Source organism: Mangrovibacterium marinum (assembly GCF_003046625.1).
Lineage (GTDB): Bacteria > Bacteroidota > Bacteroidia > Bacteroidales > Prolixibacteraceae > Mangrovibacterium > Mangrovibacterium marinum.
In genome coordinates this window covers 38,359-57,734 of the sequence record NZ_QAAD01000007.1, presented here as the reverse complement: position 1 = coordinate 57,734, position 19,376 = coordinate 38,359, and the positions used below count along the sequence as shown (strand labels likewise).

At 47.7% G+C, this 19,376-nt stretch carries 15 protein-coding genes; 6 read left to right on the top strand and 9 right to left on the bottom strand.

The genetic code is table 11. The annotated features are described in order from the left end of the window. Both C8N47_RS08290 and C8N47_RS08285 read right to left on the bottom strand, forming a co-directional pair. Nucleotides 1-2,592 (bottom strand): alpha-L-arabinofuranosidase C-terminal domain-containing protein, encoded by a 2,592-nt coding sequence (locus tag C8N47_RS08290; RefSeq protein WP_107822086.1) that lies wholly within the window; start codon nucleotides 2,590-2,592, stop codon nucleotides 1-3. Nucleotides 2,593-2,608: 16 nt separating this feature from the next. Next, entirely contained in the window at nucleotides 2,609-3,976 is a 1,368-nt protein-coding gene (locus tag C8N47_RS08285; RefSeq protein WP_107822085.1) for a glycoside hydrolase family 27 protein, read from the bottom strand. A gap of 782 nt (nucleotides 3,977-4,758) precedes the next feature. On the opposite strand from C8N47_RS08285, the gene C8N47_RS08270 reads away from it, so the two are divergent. Then, the gene (locus C8N47_RS08270; RefSeq protein ID WP_107822082.1) at nucleotides 4,759-5,526 is read left to right on the top strand and encodes a GDSL-type esterase/lipase family protein; all 768 of its coding nucleotides are present in this window, start codon (nucleotides 4,759-4,761) and stop codon (nucleotides 5,524-5,526) included. Nucleotides 5,527-5,632: 106 nt separating this feature from the next. Here C8N47_RS08270 and C8N47_RS08265 read toward each other — a convergent pair whose 3' ends face one another. Then, nucleotides 5,633-6,208: a tetratricopeptide repeat protein gene (locus tag C8N47_RS08265; RefSeq protein WP_107822081.1), complete on the bottom strand. Its 576-nt coding sequence runs from the start codon at nucleotides 6,206-6,208 to the stop codon at nucleotides 5,633-5,635. Between the two features lie 386 nt (nucleotides 6,209-6,594). On the opposite strand from C8N47_RS08265, the gene C8N47_RS08260 reads away from it, so the two are divergent. Together C8N47_RS08260 and C8N47_RS08255 are read left to right on the top strand one after the other, a co-directional pair. Next, complete coding sequence (locus C8N47_RS08260) at nucleotides 6,595-7,959, top strand: MFS transporter (RefSeq protein ID WP_107822245.1); 1,365 nt, start codon at nucleotides 6,595-6,597, stop codon at nucleotides 7,957-7,959. Beyond that, a complete protein-coding gene (locus C8N47_RS08255) occupies nucleotides 7,959-8,963 on the top strand; it encodes a glycoside hydrolase family 43 protein (protein ID WP_107822080.1) in 1,005 nt (334 codons plus the stop codon). Before C8N47_RS08260 ends, C8N47_RS08255 begins: the two co-directional genes overlap by 1 nt. A 162-nt stretch (nucleotides 8,964-9,125) precedes the next feature. Here the strand turns inward: C8N47_RS08255 and C8N47_RS08250 are convergent, their stop codons facing one another. The 5 genes from C8N47_RS08250 to C8N47_RS08230 all read right to left on the bottom strand — a co-directional run bounded on the left by C8N47_RS08250 (nucleotide 9,126) and on the right by C8N47_RS08230 (nucleotide 14,104). Continuing rightward, nucleotides 9,126-9,377 (bottom strand): FUSC family protein, encoded by a 252-nt coding sequence (locus C8N47_RS08250; protein ID WP_107822079.1) that lies wholly within the window; start codon nucleotides 9,375-9,377, stop codon nucleotides 9,126-9,128. A 50-nt stretch (nucleotides 9,378-9,427) separates the two neighbouring features. Then, nucleotides 9,428-10,348: a sugar phosphate isomerase family gene (locus C8N47_RS08245; protein WP_107822078.1), complete on the bottom strand. Its 921-nt coding sequence runs from the start codon at nucleotides 10,346-10,348 to the stop codon at nucleotides 9,428-9,430. A 333-nt stretch (nucleotides 10,349-10,681) separates the two neighbouring features. Beyond that, nucleotides 10,682-11,983, bottom strand: a complete 1,302-nt coding sequence (mtaB, locus tag C8N47_RS08240) for a tRNA (N(6)-L-threonylcarbamoyladenosine(37)-C(2))-methylthiotransferase MtaB (protein WP_107822077.1) — start codon at nucleotides 11,981-11,983, stop codon at nucleotides 10,682-10,684. 3 nt (nucleotides 11,984-11,986) lie between these two features. Further along, a complete protein-coding gene (gene miaB / locus C8N47_RS08235; protein ID WP_107822076.1) occupies nucleotides 11,987-13,342 on the bottom strand; it encodes a tRNA (N6-isopentenyl adenosine(37)-C2)-methylthiotransferase MiaB in 1,356 nt (451 codons plus the stop codon). An 81-nt stretch (nucleotides 13,343-13,423) separates the two neighbouring features. Then, nucleotides 13,424-14,104: a ferredoxin--NADP reductase gene (locus C8N47_RS08230; RefSeq protein ID WP_107822075.1), complete on the bottom strand. Its 681-nt coding sequence runs from the start codon at nucleotides 14,102-14,104 to the stop codon at nucleotides 13,424-13,426. A gap of 152 nt (nucleotides 14,105-14,256) precedes the next feature. Between C8N47_RS08230 and C8N47_RS08225 the strand changes: the two genes are divergently transcribed. Next, nucleotides 14,257-14,760, top strand: a complete 504-nt coding sequence (locus C8N47_RS08225; RefSeq protein ID WP_107822074.1) for a flavodoxin domain-containing protein — start codon at nucleotides 14,257-14,259, stop codon at nucleotides 14,758-14,760. Here C8N47_RS08225 and C8N47_RS08220 read toward each other — a convergent pair. Next, nucleotides 14,757-15,473, bottom strand: a complete 717-nt coding sequence (locus C8N47_RS08220; protein WP_107822073.1) for a tRNA1(Val) (adenine(37)-N6)-methyltransferase — start codon at nucleotides 15,471-15,473, stop codon at nucleotides 14,757-14,759. The genes C8N47_RS08225 and C8N47_RS08220 overlap by 4 nt on opposite strands. A gap of 284 nt (nucleotides 15,474-15,757) precedes the next feature. Here C8N47_RS08220 and C8N47_RS08215 point away from each other — a divergent pair, with 284 nt between their 5' ends. Both C8N47_RS08215 and C8N47_RS08210 read left to right on the top strand, forming a co-directional pair. After that, complete coding sequence (locus C8N47_RS08215) at nucleotides 15,758-15,952, top strand: hypothetical protein (RefSeq protein ID WP_107822072.1); 195 nt, start codon at nucleotides 15,758-15,760, stop codon at nucleotides 15,950-15,952. Nucleotides 15,953-16,592: 640 nt separating this feature from the next. Next, nucleotides 16,593-19,364: a TonB-dependent receptor gene (locus C8N47_RS08210; protein ID WP_107822071.1), complete on the top strand. Its 2,772-nt coding sequence runs from the start codon at nucleotides 16,593-16,595 to the stop codon at nucleotides 19,362-19,364. The last annotated feature ends 12 nt before the right edge of the window (nucleotides 19,365-19,376 follow it).

Here is a 19,376-nt window from a genome sequence, read left to right as displayed (position 1 = left end):
TTAGTTTGCTTTCATCCGGATAACAGAAAATGAATAGGCCGGCAGGCTGTATTCAAAGTCCGAAGAAACCGCAATCGTCTTCGTTTCCGCCTTAGCGTGTTGGTCGGAAACCTCTCCTTCCAGAATGGTCAATTCAGCATCGCCCGCCACAATCGGCAGGTCGGCCAGATTGATTGTGGAATTCACCGCTACCGGCAGCAAGTTTGCCAGTTTCAGAATGTAATCGCCGGTTTTGGCGTCGCGAACGAGCGAAGTCACCACCCGCTTTTTCACATCCTGAGCCTTATCGCTCAAACTCAACTGAGAGCCAATGTATTCTTGACCGGAATTCTGCCCGAACATCTTTTGCACGTAGTAATCCGGTGTCAGGAACACTTCGGTGTTATTGAAATAAACCAAATCGGGGTTCCACTGCGTGTGACCATGTTTGGCCAACAAAGGCGCGTACGAAGTCATGTGCACCACGTCGGCATTTCGCTCCACATTAATCAGGTGCAGCGCGTCGCACAGTGCTGTCTCAGTCGTTAGTTTGCGACCGGGAATGTGCGTGGCATATTCACCCAAATACACTTTGGGTTTCGTGCGATCGTAACGATCGTAATAATCCTGATTATTCAAGTACCAGCCCGGTGGTTGGTAATAATGTTCGTCAACCAAAGGCACTTGCAACTTGGACGCAATTTCCCAGCCCACACGATAATCGGTTCCTTCCGAAAATGGTCCAACCGTACCAATCACTTCAATCTCGGGATGCTTTTCCTTGATGGCATTGAAGATCATCGTGAAACGCTCTTCAAAAATATCGTTGATCAAATCTTCGTTTCCAATACCCACATATTTCAGGTTGAAAGGTTCCGGATGACCAGCTTCGGCGCGCAGTTTTCCCAACCGGGAGTTTTTGTCGCCATTGGCCCATTCAATCAAATCGAGGATATCCTGCACATATTGGTCCATGTCGCACATCGGGATTCCCCCTTGCTGGCCGTGACCACCGGTCGACGAGTTCTGGCAGGGCACGCCGGCAGCAATAACCGGCAGCGGCTGGGCGCCAATATCTTCGCAAAACTGGAAATATTCGAAATAACCGAGTCCCATCGACTGGTGATAATTCCAGATATTGCGATCGCCCTTGCGGGTTTCCAGCGGACCAATGGTGTTTTTCCAACGGTAGATGTTATCCAAGCCGTCGCCATGCGAAACACAACCTCCGGGGAAACGCACAAAACGCGGATGCAAATCAGCAATGGTCTGAGCCAGGTCGGCGCGCAGTCCATTTTTGCGCCCCTTGAACGTCTTTTCCGGGAAAAGCGAAACCAGATCCAGGGCCACTTTCCCGGTGAACTGAGGGATGACCTGCAAATGCGCTTTGGCAACAGCCTCTTTAGCAGTCACGGTTAGCGTCAGTTTTTTCCAATCAGCTCCGACTGATTTGCTCATGCCTTCAGCGTAAATCGTTCCATTTTCGTCAACCAGACGCACCAACAGCTTTCCTTTGGCGCCATCCAGTCCTTTGGCAAATACCGAAAAGTCGTATTTATCGCCGGCATTCAAGGCGATACCATCGAAGCCTTCGTTCTGAAGCGCATCGCCAATTTTGGCAATCGTCAATACCGCATAGTGTTTCTGGTTCGGATGAACCGGCGCCACCGTGTCAATTGTAAAACCATCCTCTTGCCCGATGAACGTCCAAGCATAAGAACTGTTCCAATCCGGGTTTCTGTTTTTGGTATCTGCCGGCGTATATTCAAAACCGCGGTTTTGAACCAGCTCGGCATACAAACCACCATCGGCAGCGTAGTTGATATCTTCGAAAAAAACGCCGATAAGCATATCGCTAATCGCTTTTTTGTCTTCCGGAATCGCTGTGATTTCAGCATCCACTGGCTTTAAATTGGCAAAGCGGGTTGCATCATCCGTCAATCGCTCGGCGCGTTGCTGCTCGTGGTACTTGGTCAAATCATAAAATTGAATAGCCCCCTGCAGAAGCGACCAGGGAACTTTCGCGACCACGCCCAACTGTTTCTCACCGTCAATCATCACTTCTTCCCGAGCGTTCAAGCGGTCGCTTTCGCTTCCTTCAACGGTTTCAGTATAATTTTTGAAATCAGTCGTTGTCGTTTTGAAAACCTTTTGTTCGCCATCCTGATCGCTCAACCAGGTAACGAGATAATTATCCTCTGCCGGTTGATACGAAACTTCCGGCAACACAACATTGCCTTTGGTCATCACTTCCGGATACTCCTGCGGTTGCCAGGTAAATAAATCATCGGTTGCTGCGTGAGCAAATTGCCCTATCGTTTCGTTCAGGCTCCAGATCTGGTGCCAGCTTCCTTTTTGGTCCTGAAACAAGAAAGGCGTAATCATCCGCTTTTGCGGGCCCCATGTTCCGAAGTCACAAAACAGAAAGCGAAATTCCGGGCCAATGCCGGTCCAGTGTTTGCGGTCGACGCTCCAGGCATAATGCAGCCCGTTGTGCCCCTTATCTTTTAGTGTCGCGTACGAAAAAACGTAGGCTGAATCCGGTTCGTTAGCCCGCACCTGCGATCCCACAAGAATCGCAATAAACAGCATAATCGTTGCTTGTAATTTCATGGTTGAATCGCACTATTTAGTAAACAAGTTTATAAAGGGCACTGGCATGCGGTGCTAACTCAACACTGTACTCACCCGAAATCTGCCCGGAATCTTCTCCAGTCCACAGGTTCACCAGGCCACAATCGCTGATGTAGCCAAGCGTCGTCATATCGATGGTAATGGTTTGCGGCTCGTCGGCAATATTGAAGAGCGCCATGTATTTGTCGCCATTCGCCGGGTGTTCCGAAACAATGGCCACTTTGCCATCTTCTTTAAACAATTGGTGCACATTGGTGGCTTCAGCGTGCATCTTCAGCACCTCTTTATTGGTCAAAAGCGAAAGGGTGAAATCGTCGTTACTCGGCAGATCACCACCAAACATCAAGGGCGATTTGAAAATGGTAAACAAAGTCATCAGCGAGTATTGTTCATCTTTGGTCAAGCGGGTCATACGGTCGTTGCCACGCTCGCCGCGAATCGAAATACGTCCCAAAGGAATCATGTCGCAGTCGGGCCAGGTTCCCGGAGCGATATAAGGATACCATTTCTGGCAAATATCAATCAAGTGCGTAAAGTGAGGCCAGGTGTCCCAAACATCATCGACCATACGCCACATGTTGGCATGTTCTTTTACATGGTCGGCATCTTCAACCGGCGTTTCACCCGGCGAAGTACTCAGCACAATCGGGCGTCCGCACTGGTCGATCGCGTTTCGGATCAGTTCAATCTCGCCTTTATGGTACGGACGGGAAAGGTCGTCAACCTTTACAAAGTCAACACCCCATTCGGCGTACATATCGAAAATTGAATTGTAATATTCCTGCGCTCCCGGTTTGTCGGCAACAATCGTATAGTTGTCGCGCAACCACTGGCATTGCAGTTCGGTTGAATAAATTTGATCGGCCGTAATACCGTCAGCTCCCAGAATAGGCAGTTTGTTTTCAACGGCCACTTTCGGGATTCCGCGCATGATGTGGATACCGAATTTCAGACCTTTGGCGTGAATGTAGTCAGCCAATTCTTTGAAACCTTTCCCGTCGGCAGCCGAAGGGAAACGATTGACAGCCGGCTGGTAACGCCCGTATTCATCCATCACATAACGCGGGTCGGTTTGGTTGTAACCACCGGCTTTATCATTCTCCACAAACCAGCGGATATCCACCACGATGTATTCCCAGCCGTAGTCTTTCAGCTTTTCAGCCATATAATCGGCATTCGCCTTTACTTCGGCTTCTTCAACGGTCGGTCCGTAGCAGTCCCAGCTGTTCCAGCCCATTGGCGGGGTTTGTGCCCAGCTTTTAAATTCGCCCTTTGCAAAAGGTTCGGCTTTCTTTTTGGCGGGTTGGCAGGAGGCCAAAATCCCAAGCAAGAAAATCGCGGGAAGAAAATTCAGAAATCTCATTTTATTTGATCGTTTAAGTTTGAAATTATTCGTCTTTCGATTTTTAAAGGTAAAAAGTACGTTTTTTCTTTAAATTGTACAATCCCGAAGATGAACCCAAAAGCTGCAATCACGAACAAACCACCAACAAACAACTAGCTACATGCGAGTTACACTAAATATCCAAAAACATCCGATTTGCTTATTTAGGAAATTTCTAAACTCCTGGCAGCCAATTTTCAACAGCTTTAAGAATTGTATAAAACACAAGAAGCTTCAGTCCTTCAACCAACAAAAGACGGTCAAAAGCAAAGACGCATAAGGTGACCATTTCCCTTAATTGGAGTATTCGGGCTTTCAAAAAAACAGTGGAGGACATTAAAAACAGATCAGCAAAATGAAAAACTGAGCCTGGATTATAATGATATTCGACAAACGAAAAGGCAAGCAAAACAGCTCATACGGTTAAGCCTGATCAAAAATCACGAGCAATGAACATTCAACACAATTACACCTTGACAGAATCGATCTTTGCGCCATTTTCAAATTCCATTGGCCTTGCTGGAAAAAAGAGCTGTGCCGTTAATTGCTGTATGAAAACCATTTGAACGGGCTTTTCTGCAACAGAAAACATTCCATTCAAAAATATGACAGTTAGCCTCGAATAAACCTGCAAAAATCGTAGCCGGACAAAGCTTTTGAGCCCTCCATTCGCGCCCAAAAGAAAAATTAATCCTACTTTTAACGCTCAATCGGATCGTCTAACCAAGCTTGGATGATTGCTCACTAAAAAACCAGACACTATGTTTCTTCTGAAAACCCGTATTGCAATGCTGTGGTGCGCCATGGCTTTTTTTATGGCGGCTACGTCGGCTAATGGCCAAACCAGTAAAGTGAAAATGGCCTGCATTGGCAACAGCATTACCGCCGGGGTTTACGATCATGGTAAAAAAGACTTGCAGGTTTCGTACGCCACGCAATTCGGGAAGCTTATGACTGCAATTTACGGCGATACGCTCGAAATTTTAAACGCCGGTGTATCGGGGCGCATGATGACCAAGCATGGCACTCAGCCCATCTGGATTGAACCAGCCTTCAAGAAGGCTTTGGACTTTGCGCCCGACATCTGCCTAATTGCTCTGGGAACCAATGACTCGAAGCCGGTACTTTTCGATCTGGTTCAAAAGGAATTTTACAACGACTACCAGGCAATGATCGACACTTTCCGGTCTATCAATCCAAACGTTACGGTTGTGGTATGCCTGCCTCCCCCGATTTTTGAGGGACATACCTATTCGCCAACCAGCCCGCATAACGATACCCTACTGGTAAATTACACCATTCCGCTAATCGATTCCATTGCCCGCAACAATCAGCTGACAGTCGTCGATTTTCACACTCCTTTTCAGGACAGCCTTCAATATTTCACCGATCACCTGCACCCGAGCATCGAGGGACATCAAAAAATGGGAAAGATTCTCTTCAATGTATTTCAAAAGGAAGACATCATCCGCAAAAGCTTACTGCAAAAGGATTCGATTGAAGCCGGGGAAACGAAAGTTACGAAGTAGTTTCACCGCTACCGCACGAACACCGCTACCGCGCGAATCCTTCGCGTGGTTTAGTTTATTTCGCCACACGATACAATCGTTCGGCAGCGGAGGGATAAACCTGGTGCTATCCTTTAACGTCTTTTTCCCAGACAATAAATTTTTCCGGGTGAAATAAGGATTCAACTTCCACTCGGAAGGCGGGGTAGGCGGGCAGCCCTCTCTGAACTTGTTTCGTGGTATCCGATCCAACACCAACATACATCTGCTTTAACTCGTTTGCCCGTGTTATTGCGGCATCGATAAACTGGTTGCGCTTTAAAGCTTTCATATATTGAAAAAGCAAACCCGGAACCGGCACAGCATATACATAGCCGGGTTGCACATTGGTACGATAGATGTTTTTAAATGCCTCGTCAGCCTCTGTTAATTTGCCGGCAAACACCGAAGCCATGGCCAGGTTGTACCAATCGTGCCGGTAATTCCCTAGCTGGCATGCTTTTTCGAGAAACGGAAGACTATCATCGTATTTCTTTCGTTTATACAGTGCTAAACCACCAATGAAATTTGCCCGGTAAGCAATTTCGTTATTGCGCGAATTCACCAAAGGCTGTGCAAGCTTAAGTGCCTGTTGGTATTTACCGCTGTTTAAGGCATACGTTGCTTTGTTTAACCGACGATTTTTAAATAGAATGAAAGGCATGTTTAAACATCATTTTATAAGAGAGCTCAAAAGTACCTTCTTTTAAGTCAAAAATGGAATTTCTTGCGCACTATCTATTTCCCCCGCTACCGCGGTAACGAAAGCAGCCGGTCGCCACACCTCAGCTGACCGGCATTTTACCCCGTCAGGAGGGCAAATTCGCATCCGCTTTACTCAAAACTCCACCTATCGGCACCAATCATCCACCTGTTTCTTTCGCAATTCAGCAATCTTTGTGCTGAAGTGCAAGTCGTACCCCCGCCTATCCGCAAAGGGTGAAAGCAAGGGTTGAAACCGACAATTGTTTCCGCCCGATTGATGCGCGGATTAAACAACCGGAGACTTGGCAAACAAACACAAACGAATTTTTATTTAGCAACAAACCAATGAAATCTCAAAAACTAAGCATTCTTGAAAAGATCGGTTATGGCTCGGGCGATGCCGCCGTCAATGTGGTCATCTCGTCCATGTTCCTGATCATTACTTACTTTTATACTGACATTTTCGGTATTAAACCAACCGATGTTGCCTTAATGTTTGGGCTGGTCCGCTTAATCGATGCCATCAGCGACCCCCTGATGGGAATCATCACTGATAAATACAAATCCGAAAAATGGGGGAGTTTCCGGCCTTACTTTCTTTATCTGTCGGTTCCGTTCGGCATCTCCGTTTTCCTGACCTTCACCACGCCCGACTTCGATTATGCCGGCAAGCTCATCTGGGCGTATGCCACCTATATCCTGGTTACCCTCATGTTTACCTCGGTTACCATTCCTTATATTTCGCTGATTGGTGTGCTCACCAACGATCCGCAGGAGCGGTTGGAGGCCAGTGGCTATCGGTTGTTTTTTGCCAAAGTGGCCGCCTTCGGGGTTTCTATCTTGGTGCCTATTATGGCCAAAAGCCTGGGCGCCGGCAATCTGGCCCGTGGTTACCAACTGGCCATGGGTGTGATGGCCTTAATGGGAACCCTGCTGTTCCTGTTTTGCTTTGTAACAACCAAAGAGCGCGTGGAGCATATCGTTGAAAAAACGCCTTACCTGAAGCAACTAAAGTATTTGGTTAAAAACGGGCAATGGATGTTGCTGGTTGGTTCGTGTTTGTCGGGAACCACAGGCTATGTTATCCGCGCGTCGGTAGCTATTTATTACGCCAAATATTACCTGGGAGGCGACGAGATTGTGCAGTCAACCTTTATGGGAACAGGTGTGGCCGCAGCCATTTTGGCCATGCCGCTTTCAACCTTAATTACCAAACGCTTTTGCAAGGTGAAACTCTTCTGGATTTCTCAGTTTGGCGTAGGCATCCTCAGTGCATTCATGTTCTTCCTGATTAAACCACAGCCCGACAGCATGATGCTGGCTTATGTGTTATACTTCATCCTATCGCTGGTAGTCGATGTTCATGCCCCGGTATTTTGGACGGCCATTGCCGAAGCGGTGGACTATGGACAGGCTCAAACCGGCGTTCGCGTTTCGGGACTGGCCTTCGGGGGCATTTCATTTGCTCAGAAAGCCGGAATGGGTATTGCCGGTGGCGTTGTTGGCTTGTTGCTGAGCGCCTTTAACTACACGGCACCAACCGAGGGCATTCCAAACCCGGTTCAATCCGACACGGCCCTTTTGGGCATTGCACTCATGCTCACGCTTATCCCTGCCGTCTTCCATGTTATTAACGGCTTGCTGATTAAGCAATACAAAATTACCGACGAATACTACGAAACTGTTATTAAAGCTCAAATACATATTTAATGAATACGACAGCAACAAATGCGCCGCTGGTCGAGCAACGCGCCGACCCGTTCGTTTACAAACATACTGACGGCTATTATTATTTCACCGGTTCGGTGCCGACTTATGACCGCATCGAGCTGCGCCGCTCGAAAACGCTGGCCGGGCTGAAGGATGCAGAGACCTTCGATGTATGGTTTAAGCACGAAACGGGGCCGATGAGCCGGCATATCTGGGCGCCCGAGATTCATTATCTGGACGGTAAATGGTATATTTATTTTGCCGCCAGCGAAGAAGAAGACATCTGGGCACTGCGCCCTTACGTGCTGGAATGCTCCGGGCAAGACCCGCTAAACGATGAATGGATCGAACTGGGACAAATGCAGGCTGCGGACGGCGACGAGAAGAGTTTTATCGATTTTTCGCTCGATGCAACCATCTTCGAGAATGGCGGCAAACGCTATTACTGCTGGGCCGAGAAAACCGGAGGACAATTTGCGGCTTCGAACCTGTATTTAGCCGAAATGGAATCGCCCGTTAAGTTGAAAACCGTTCAATTTATGCTGACAACCCCCGACTACGATTGGGAACGCATTGGCTTTTGGGTGAATGAAGGACCGGCCGTGATTAAAAATGCCGGCAAGATCTATATTAGCTTTTCGGCCAGCGCTACAGGCGCCTGTTATTGTATGGGCTTAATGGAAGCCGATGAAACAGCCGACCTGCTGGACCGTAATTCGTGGAAGAAATCGCGTTACCCGGTACTGGCCACCGACTACGACAAGAAAATATATGGCCCCGGACACAACTGTTTTACCATTGCCGAGGACGGCCGGACCCCCTTGTGCATTTACCATGCCCGCGACTACGAAAATGCCGTTGGCGACCCGGCAGTTGTGCCCCAAAGCGACACCCGCCCGCTGGAAGAAATCGTGGCAGATCCCTTATACGACCCTAACCGCCATGCACGCGTGCTAAAAGTGAAATTTGATGCCAACGGAAGACCTTTGTTCGAGTTTTATTGAGCTAGAATGCTACAATTCGAAATAATTTCTCAAGAGTGAAACAGGCAGGGCTGCGGCTTTGCCTGTTTTCTCTTTATATCGACTGCAAATTACTGCCTGAGAAACTCATTCTTCCGTCCCTTGAATCCTATCAGACCGGGTTCCAACAACCTGGATCCTTTCCTATTTCAATTTTCGCTCTGTCAACATGGCTTCCAACTCTTTTTTATCGTATTTCGAGTTATTCACCAACTTATAAACCAAAAATAAGGGGATCAAGGTTAAAAACCCGAAGCTATTCTTGAGGATACTGTAAACTATAATTCCGATCAGAAATCCAATTAATACGGCATTCGTTCGGGCAGCCGACTTCAATTTCTTCGCCTCTTGCAATAATTCCTGATCTGATAAGGCTGTTAGTTCCTTTTGTTTCATACTTGCTATAATCTTATTTCATTAGGCGGAAGAAGTAACCGCAACTGCCTTTATAATCCCAGGTTGGGCAAAATAAACGACTTGGTATTCGAATGCAGCCTGATCCATAAACCAGGATTGGCATTTAACTGCTCCAGAACTTCATCGGCATTGGTACTGAAGGTTGTGTTCAGCACATTGGCATAAGTTTGCACCTTCGCCGGAGCCGAATCGGCATCGACCACCGACTGCACAATCTTCTTTGCCTGCAAAATCGCAGCGGGCCCTAGCGTGAGAATGTATTCGGCCGAACGACACTCCTTTTCATCGGACTCGCTTACCTTGCTGCCACCCGCTTTAAACTTGCTGATGTGGTGCTCCAAAATACTGCTCGAAATCGGGATAATGCCGGCCAGATAGTGAAACTGTGCTCCCGAGAATGGTTTGATATAAGCCAGGTGCGACGCTGCATTTTCCTCCGGTCCGTGACCAATAAAAAAGATATCCAATCCTCCCAGTTCTTCCAGTTTTGTCAAGTAGTCAATCAGGGCTGACTCCAAATCCGGCGTATCGGTCCGCATGGGCGTAAAGCTTTTAATCTTTTCGAAAAAAGCATCGCCCAGGATGCGCTCAAAATCCCGAACAAAACTCAAACCGTTGCCCATAGCCATCGGGGCCAATGCATCCTGCGTGAACACGTTCAGACGGGCGAGGAGCTCATCCGCCTGGTTTGTTTTCGCTAACTCACCCAACAATCGGTGTAACTGCTGTGCACCTCGGCCACCCAACAGGGCAATATTGATATCACCTTCTTTGGCTGCCGCCGTTGCATAAAGTTCTTCCAGCATAGCCTGCCCTACTTCAGCTTCGGTAGCCAGTACCGTCGGCTCTATGCCATAATCGGTCAATTGAAAGGGCTGATCGCTGTTTTGAGACAACCACACCTTGCCATTATCATCGTATCGGGTGAATTTTGTGTTTGTAGCATTCATTGTTTTATCATCGTTTTTGGGTAGGCCGACACAAGCAGCCCTTGATTTTTAGACCGCTAAATTTACAGAATATCTGCAAAGGGCGAAAATTCGCGAAAGTGAGATCCGCTCTCGCTCGTCATGATCTGCAATCCTGACGACTTTAGCGGCGGATTTGTAATTCGCATAAAGGACAGATAAAACAGGAGTCCAAATCCCGAGCTAAATAGGATGGGATTGCAAATCTGATCCAGCGAAATGATTAAACGCGGTTAGAAACCGCGTCACGCCAAAAATAAAAAGAGCTCACATCGGGGATGCGAGCTCTTTTTCATTTCTTCTTCTTATTATCGCTTAATCGATCAATTCGCCGGTTACAAAAGCATCTTCACCACGGCCTTCAACCTTTATTAATTTCACTTTGTGGAAGGTGTTTTTGCTCAGTCCTTCCCCCTGAAAGTGAACCGGAATATAGTGCTCGCCATAACCATTGGCAATTCCGTTGTCGTCAATACCTTCAATTAAAACGGTTTGGGTTTTACCAATGAAGGAGTTCAGAAATTGATCGCGACAGTCCTCCGATGCTTCGCGCAGAATGGCCGAGCGTTCGGTCTTGATCTTTTCCGGAATATGATTGGGCATTCGCTCGGCGCGGGTGCCGCGACGAACTGAATATTTAAAGGTGTGCACATGGCCAAAGCCAAACTGCTTCACGGCCTCCACACTCTCGCGGAATTCCTCTTCGCTCTCGTCGGGAAAACCCACAATCATATCGCTTGTAAAGTTGAAATCGGGATATTCCGCTCGGAACAGATTCACCACATGCTCGAAGCGCGCATAATCGTACATGCGGCGCATGCGCAGCAGCACCTTGTCGGAACCACTTTGCAGGCACAGGTGCAGATGTGGTGTCATCTTCGGATGAGCAAACAACTTCACCATGTCGTCGCTAAAGCCATCGGGCTCGAGCGATGAAATACGAACGCGGAAATCACCCTCAACATTCAGAATGGCTTCCAGCACATCTTCAAAACGCTTGCCTTCCCAATCGTAGCGGCCAATGTTCACGCCGGTAATCACCAACTCCTTGAACCCATTGGCCAAGGTATCTTTTACATTCTCGATAATATCCGGAATGGGGCGGCTTGTGGCCCGTCCGCGAACCGACGGAATGATACAGAAAGTACAAAAGTTGTCGCAGCCATCCTGAATTTTAATGGCACTGCGGGTGTGCAAACTCTTATCCACCGCATGAAACTGAAATACATCGGCATGCAGTTTGGCAGGGTGCATCACCTCTCCGCCGAAGTGCGCATCCACCAAATTCAGAATCGATCCCTTGCGGTTGTTCTCCACCACATAAGTGATCTTCTCCTCGCCTTCGAGCTTTTCCTTGTAATTATTGGCCATACAGCCGGTTACCACAACCACCGAACCTTCGTTGTTCCGGGCTGCCTGACTGATGGTATTGCGCGACTTCTGATCGCTCTGGTTGGTTACCGTGCAGGTATTTACCACCACCACATCGGCCCGATCTTTAAAGTCGACGATCTCGTAACCCGCTTTGTCGAAGTCCGACACCAAAGCATCGGTTTCGTATTGGTTTAAGCGGCAACCGAGGGTTTTAAAAGCAATACGTTTTTTTGTTGAACTCATCTTCTATTTCACCGTTTCTTCCTGAAGTACCAATTCCCCACTCATCGAAAAATCTGCCGCTGAAGTAATCTTCACATCGACAATTTGTCCCATCAACTCCGGTGCTTTGCGATCCAAACGCACCTGAATCTTTCCTTCCGTCAAGCCCATGGAGTGGCCTGTTTTCCGGTCGGAGCCATTCACCAACAGGCGAACTGTTTTACCAACCATACTTTCGTTGTACTCGCGGGTATAAATTTTCATTACCTCCGACAAATCGTGGTAACGCTCTTTTTTCACATCCTGCGACACCTCATCGTCCCAACGGTAGCTGGCAGCTCCCGGGCGCGGCGAGTACATCGCAATGTAAGCCATATTAAATTTGAACTCGTGGAAAGCAGCCACGGTGTTCTGATACTCCTTGTCGCCCTCGCCAGTGAAACCAACAATAATGTCGGTAAACAAAGTCGCTGTTGGCAACAATTCGCGAATATCGTCCACAATGCCGCGGTATTTATCCATCGAGTGTTTTCGGTTCATCTTAATCAACACCTTCTCGTCGCCACTTTGCATGGGCAGGTGAATTTGTTTGGCCAAACAAGGATATTCGGCAATCACTTCGATCACCTCGCGGGTCATATCCTGCGGGTGTGGCGAGGTGAAATAAACCCAAAACTCCTCGCCCGAGGCCTTACCGTATTCACCAATCTGACGCAGCAGGTCGGCAAACGAAACTTCCTCGCCTTTCTTGTCCAGTCCGTACGAGTTCACATTTTGCCCCAGTAAGGTAATCGACTTATAGCCCTGGTTCACCAGGTGGCGAACTTCATCGACAATATCAGCCGACGGACGCGACACCTCGCGACCACGGGTATAGGGCACCGCACAATAGGTACAAAACTTATCGCAGCCATTCTGAATGGGCACAAAAGCTTCGTAGGTTGATTGATATTTGGGTTTGATCTGCCACAGGTCGACAATATGCTCATTCTTGGGCATCACCGGCTTGGGCTCTTCCATCTTCAGCGAATGCGCATTTACCACTCCGTAACTGCGGATCATATCCGGGAACTGGCTCAGTTCGCTCATCGGAAAAATGATGTCGAACTGTTTCAGCAATTTCTCCTTATCGGCAGCCAGCACACAGCCCGACAAAAAAGTGATCAGGTTGCGCTTATTCTTGGCTTTATTCCATTGGGCAATCTTGTTATACACCTTGTCGATGGGCTTTTGCCGCACCGAGCAGGCCAACATGCCTAACAAATTGGCTTCTTCCTCGTTATCCGTCCGCTGGTAGCCCATACTTTCCAACACCGCCGCAACGCGCTCGCTATCGGAAATATTCATCTGGCAGCCCAATGTAATTAAATGGTATTTCATTTGTAAAATTCCAGGTTTCAAATTCCAAAAATCCAAGAGCAGTAAAACTCAAGACTCGCGTCTCGTTACTCCCGACTCTTCTTAAAAATATACTTCACAATGAATCTGATCGCGATCGAAACCTTTGTTTTTCAGAATTTCTATCGCATCAAAAATCATGTTACTGTTTCCGCAAAGGTAGAACTGGGTGTTCTTTTCGAAAGTCGCATCAGCCAGATAAGTGGTTAACCGCCCGTGCACCTGGCCGCTTCTGTCGCCCGAAGTACACAGAATATGCCGATCGGCTGCATATTCCTGCTTATCGTAGGCTTCGCTGCCGTAGCGCACACCGTGAATCAAGGTATAATCCAGCTGCGGATGCGTGCGCACCATACTGCGGAAGGGCGCAATACCGGTACCGCTGGCAATAAACACAAACTTGTGATCGGCAATTTTCTTCTCGTCGATCCTAAATTTACCGAACGGACCACTCACCTCCACCAAATCGCCTACCTTTAGTTTGCTCAGTTTGGGTGAAAAGTAACCATCCTTCACTTCCTTCACCAATACTTCGAGGCATTCGTCGTTCTCGCCACTGTAAATCGAATACTCGCGACTTTGATAGTCGCCGTGAATACCCAACGAGACGTGCTGTCCCGCATGATATTTAAAACGACTGCGTGGCAAACGAATTGAAAATGCTTCTTCTGTTAGTTTTCTGACCTCCTGAACCTTGTAAAAGGTCTCATCCAATTGAATGTCTGGTTTAAACTCCATTGTCATGGCTCAATAATTTGGGCTGCAAAGATATTGATTTTTTCTAAAACGGACATAGCTATCTTATTCAAATTCTTTACAGTTGTTAATTGAGTACTAAACCGGTAAGGGGGCACATTGTTTCCGACAAATATTGTATTTTTAAAGAAAACCTTTCCATGAAAACTGCCATCCTGTATCTATCAACGCACGGCTGCACCATTAATGTGGCCCACCGCATAGCGGTAAAGCTGGGCGGAGAAGTCGATTTAATCAACCTCAAAAACAAGCCCCGTGTCCGCCTCGACGATTACGATCGGATCATCCTGGGAGGCTCCATCCATGCGGGGAAAATCCAGAAAGAACTTCGGAGCTTTTGCGAACGCAACCTGGACAAGCTTACCCAAAAAGAACTGGGACTGTATATCTGCTGCATGTACAAGGGCGTGCAAGCGGAAGTGCAACTGCGAAATGCCTTTCCCGAGGCCTTACACCGGCATGCCAAGGCCGAAGCGATTATGGGCGGAGCTTTTTATTTTGAAAAGATGAATTTTGTGGAACGTTTCCTGGTCAAAAAGATGACCGGCACAACCAAGACAACGGTTCGCATTAACCAGGATGCCATACGCCGGTTTAGCGACAAAATGAAACAGTCAACAATATCCGATCCCGATCGGGCTTAAAAGGCCAGGTAAAAATCGCTGGTCAACTGCCGGTACTGCTCGGTATAATCGCCGGTTTCGCGCTTGCGGATGTAGATGCTCTCTAAAAATGCCAATCCGCTTTCGGCCGACAACTCCACCAAAATACGATGAGCCGGCCGTGTTTCGTCGGGAAACACTTTAGCACAACGATTCACATACAGCTTAACATGACGCGCTGCTGCACGCAAACGTTCCTCCTGGTCGGCCGGCAAAATCAGGCTGATGCGCCCGCTGTCGCTCAACAGCGCTACTGCTTTAGCCAATAGTTCCTCGATGGACAAACAATCGGCATGGCGAGCCGTAGCTCGTTTGGCATCGCCCGACTTGGGTGTTTTCTGATGATCGAAAAAGGGCGGATTGGCGATGATGTGATCATACTTTTTGTCGGCGTCGAAATCCTGAAAAGCCGTTACAAACAAACGCAAACGTTCCGTCCAGAGCGATTGGTTGAAATTATCCCGGGCTTCGTGGGCTGCATCGGCCTCAATTTCCACCGCATCAACAAAAGCAGCAGTTCGCTGAGCCGCCATCAAGGCCAACAAACCCGTGCCGGTGCCCACATCCAGAATATGGCGTTCTGCATCCATCCTGGCCCAGGCTCCCAACAGCACCCCGTCGATGCCGACCTTCATGGCTGCCTTTTCCTGAACGATTTTAAATTGCTTAAACTGAAAAAAGTTATTTCGTCCCATTTTCGATCCTTCAAATCAATAATTTTTCGCCCTCTTCTGCTCTGCCACGGGCAGCAAGAGCTTCATCGGCGGTAAATTTAACAATTCTGACACATTTGCCCAGCACCTTAAAGAACAACACAAACTCTCGCTATCAAGCCGTTATGCAAGGCTTGTTATTCAAACTTTAATTAACAATGTTCGGCAACCGATTTTTTACCAGCTTTTATTTGCTGATTACGAGTATTTCCTACTTTTGCCCCCCGAAAAATTGAACGCAGCGGCGTTTCATTCGAAATCATGTTATGAAGAAAAGAGATTACTATATTCTGGCATTTTTAGCTTGCTTGGTTGTTTACGCCATGCTTAACCGTCGTTCCTTCGCCGAAAGCAATGCTCAACAACCCAACAAACTTGAATCTCAAAATGCAGCAAACAGCGCTGCTTCTCCCGATTCGTTGCAAACCATACCTTTAAAAGTCAATAAAGCCGAGATCTAAGGAATCGCCCTCTTCGACTACGATCAGCTTCCGGACAACCTGGCCGCATCCGAACTTTGCCCCCAAAGCGCAATAGCTTTTCGCATTTCTTCGTTGGAGTGCCCATGATCGATGGCCGGAATCTGACGACCTTATTCATTGGTCTGAATGTCCTTCCCGCCGCAATATCCAACAAGGCAACAACCATAATAGCACCCCCATTCAACTTTCATCCTTCGAACAGCATCAACCAATCGTAATCTACCTTTTACCGGCTCCCGAATCCCGATTTTCCGGACTGCTAATCGCTCTGCAATACGCTAAATAAAATTAAAACATTCTCTTATCTGCTCTGCAATTTCAATGCAACACTTCTGCAACATTTTGTTAAAATACAATTTACACAAAAACACCACCTCCCTTCAAATCATATCACCTACGCTTTCAATAAATTAGACTCAATCACTTAATATTACGATAATACAAACCGAGACTGCTTAATGATTTCCTAATAAACACCAAAAGCACCAATGGTCACTAAAACACCAATTTAAAGTCGCGACTACCAAACAAAGCTTTAGCAATTCGCTAACAAAAGGCTAACATCCCCTGCCCCGACAGCCCCCTACTTTTGCGCTCATCATAACCAAAATACATCACAATGAACTGGAAATTTCTTTTTCTGATTTTCTTTTTTTCGTTAAGTATAAATCAGACTATTTTTGCAACAACCGAAAACGATGAGGACATACCTAGCAACTACGGCATTATAACCGGCCGCGTTCTGGATCAGGATAAATTACCTTTACCCGGCGCCACCATTTTCATTAAAAGCCTTAACCAAGGCGTTGTTTCCGATGTAAACGGTTTTTACCGGTTCGTCAAGCTCCCGGCCGGCACTTTTGAACTTACTGTTAGCTACATTGGCTTCACCGAAACAGCGGAAAAGGTTCCTGTTGAAATCGGTAAAACCAGCACCATGAACTTCTACCTGAAGGCCGGCATCGACCTGAATGAAGTTGTTGTCAACGGATCGTTACAAGGCCAGTCCAAAGCATTAAACCAACAGAAAAACAATATCAATATTACAAATGTGATCTCAGCCGATCAGGTTGGTCGTTTCCCGGATGCCAATGTTGGCGATGCCTTGAAACGGATTCCCGGAATCAGCGTGCAGTACGACATGGGCGAAGCTCGCTTCGGCTCAATCCGCGGAGCCTCTCCCGAATACAACTCCGTAACTGTTGACGGAGACCGTATTCCCTCGGCCGAAGCGGAGACGCGTGCCATTCAGCTCGACCTCATCCCCTCGGACATGGTGCAGAGCATTGAAGTAAACAAAGTAGTCACATCGGATATGGATGCCGATGCGATTGGCGGATCGGTAAATCTGGTCACCAAATCGAATCCCTACGCCCGACGCATCAGCGGAACAATCGGAACAAGCTACAGTATGCTCTCGGAGGAAGCAACCGAAAACATCTCGCTCTTGTATGCCGACCGCTTCTTCAACAACAAACTGGGGATGACGCTGGCCGGATCGCGTCAGAACAACAAACTGGGCGCCGACGACCTGGAAGCAGAATGGGATCAGAGCGACAATGGCCTAATTATGACCGAACTGCAAGTGCGCACTTACTGGGTACAACGCTTGCGTCAGAGCTATTCGGCAGCCTTCGACTATGCATTCAATCCCTCTCACAAGATTGAAGCAAAAGTAATGTACAATCACCGCAACGACTGGGAAAACCGGTTCCGCGTTGTATACAAAGATTTAGACGAAGCCGGGGACTCCAAAATTGAGCGTGAAGTAAAAGCCGGCACCAACAAAAATGCCCGTCTGGAAGATCAACGTACCTGGCACATCGCCCTGAAAGGAGATCACCAACTGGGAGCACTCGAAGCTAAATGGCAAGCGTCCTATTCGAAGGCCAATGAAGACCGTCCCAACGAACGCTATCTGAACTTCGTTTATAAACATGTTGACATTGACCAAGACTTAACAGATACCGAAAAACCACAGGTGCTTGTCAACAATGCTGATGCGCGCGATTTCAATCCCAACTGGGCATTTGATGAGCTGAGCGAAGAACATCAGTACACCGAAGATATTGATAAGGCATTTAAAGTTGATTTCAAATTGCCGCTGGCCGAAAGCAGCAAATCGAACGTATTGCGTTTTGGCGCCAAGTATAAAGGCAAATCGAAGTTGCGCGACAACGACTTCTACGCCTACGAGCCAACCGATGAAGATGCTTTTGTAGCCGCGGCTGTAGCCAATACCAAAATGCAAACCAAGAGCGACTACCGCGCCGGTGATTACGTTGCCGGAACTTTTGTTACCAAAGGTTTTGTTGCGGACTTGAATCTGAATAACTCATCCTCGTTCGACAAAGATCAGGATCCGGAAGAATTAGCCGGGAACTTCGATGCCAGCGAGGATGTGACAGCCGGCTACATCCGTTACGACCGAAGCTTCGGCAATATGGATCTGGTTGCCGGCCTTCGCCTGGAGAATACCCACTTAAAATACGAAGGTTACGCCATCACCCTGAATGAGGACGGCGACTTTGAGAGCTTGGATAAAACGCCCCGGGTAAAAAGCAGTTATACCAACATCCTGCCCTCACTGATGTTTAAATATCAATTCAGCAAAAACACACAAATCAAGTTTGGCTGGACCAACACCATTGCTCGTCCCCGTTACTTTGATCTGGTTCCGGCTGTTGAAACAAACCGTGAGGATAACGAACTGAACATCGGCAACCCCGGGTTAGATCCAACAACATCGATGAACTTCGACCTGATGTTTGAACACTATTACAGCTCGGTTGGAATGTTCTCGGCCGGCGTTTTCTTCAAGGATATCAACGACTTCATTGTTGATCGCAGCCAGGAAGACTACAGCTATCTGAACAACATCTGGGATAAATTCACCCAGCCCATCAATGCGGGCGATGCGAACTTGTACGGCCTGGAAGCGTCCTTCCAGCGTCAGTTCGACTTTCTGCCGGGTTTCCTCAAACAAATGGGGTTCTACACCAATTACACCTATACCAAATCAACGGTTAACAACTTCCAAATTGAAGGACATAACGAAGACGATGTAACACTTCCGGGAACACCCGAAAATACCTTTAACGCCTCCGTATACTACGAGGGGCCGAAGCTTTCGGCCCGTGTTTCGTTTAACTACGCCAGCGATTTCATCGACGAATTTGGCAGCGAAGCTTTTGAAGATCGCTATTACGACAAGGTAAGCCACCTGGATGTGAACGCCAGCTATGCATTCAACAAGAAACTCCGCCTCTATGCCGAAGCAAATAACATCCTGGATCAACCCCTGCGCTACTATCAGGGTGAATCGAAATACACCATGCAAGCCGAATACTACGATCTGCGGTTTAATGTAGGCCTGAAATTCGATTTCTAATTAAACAGCCCG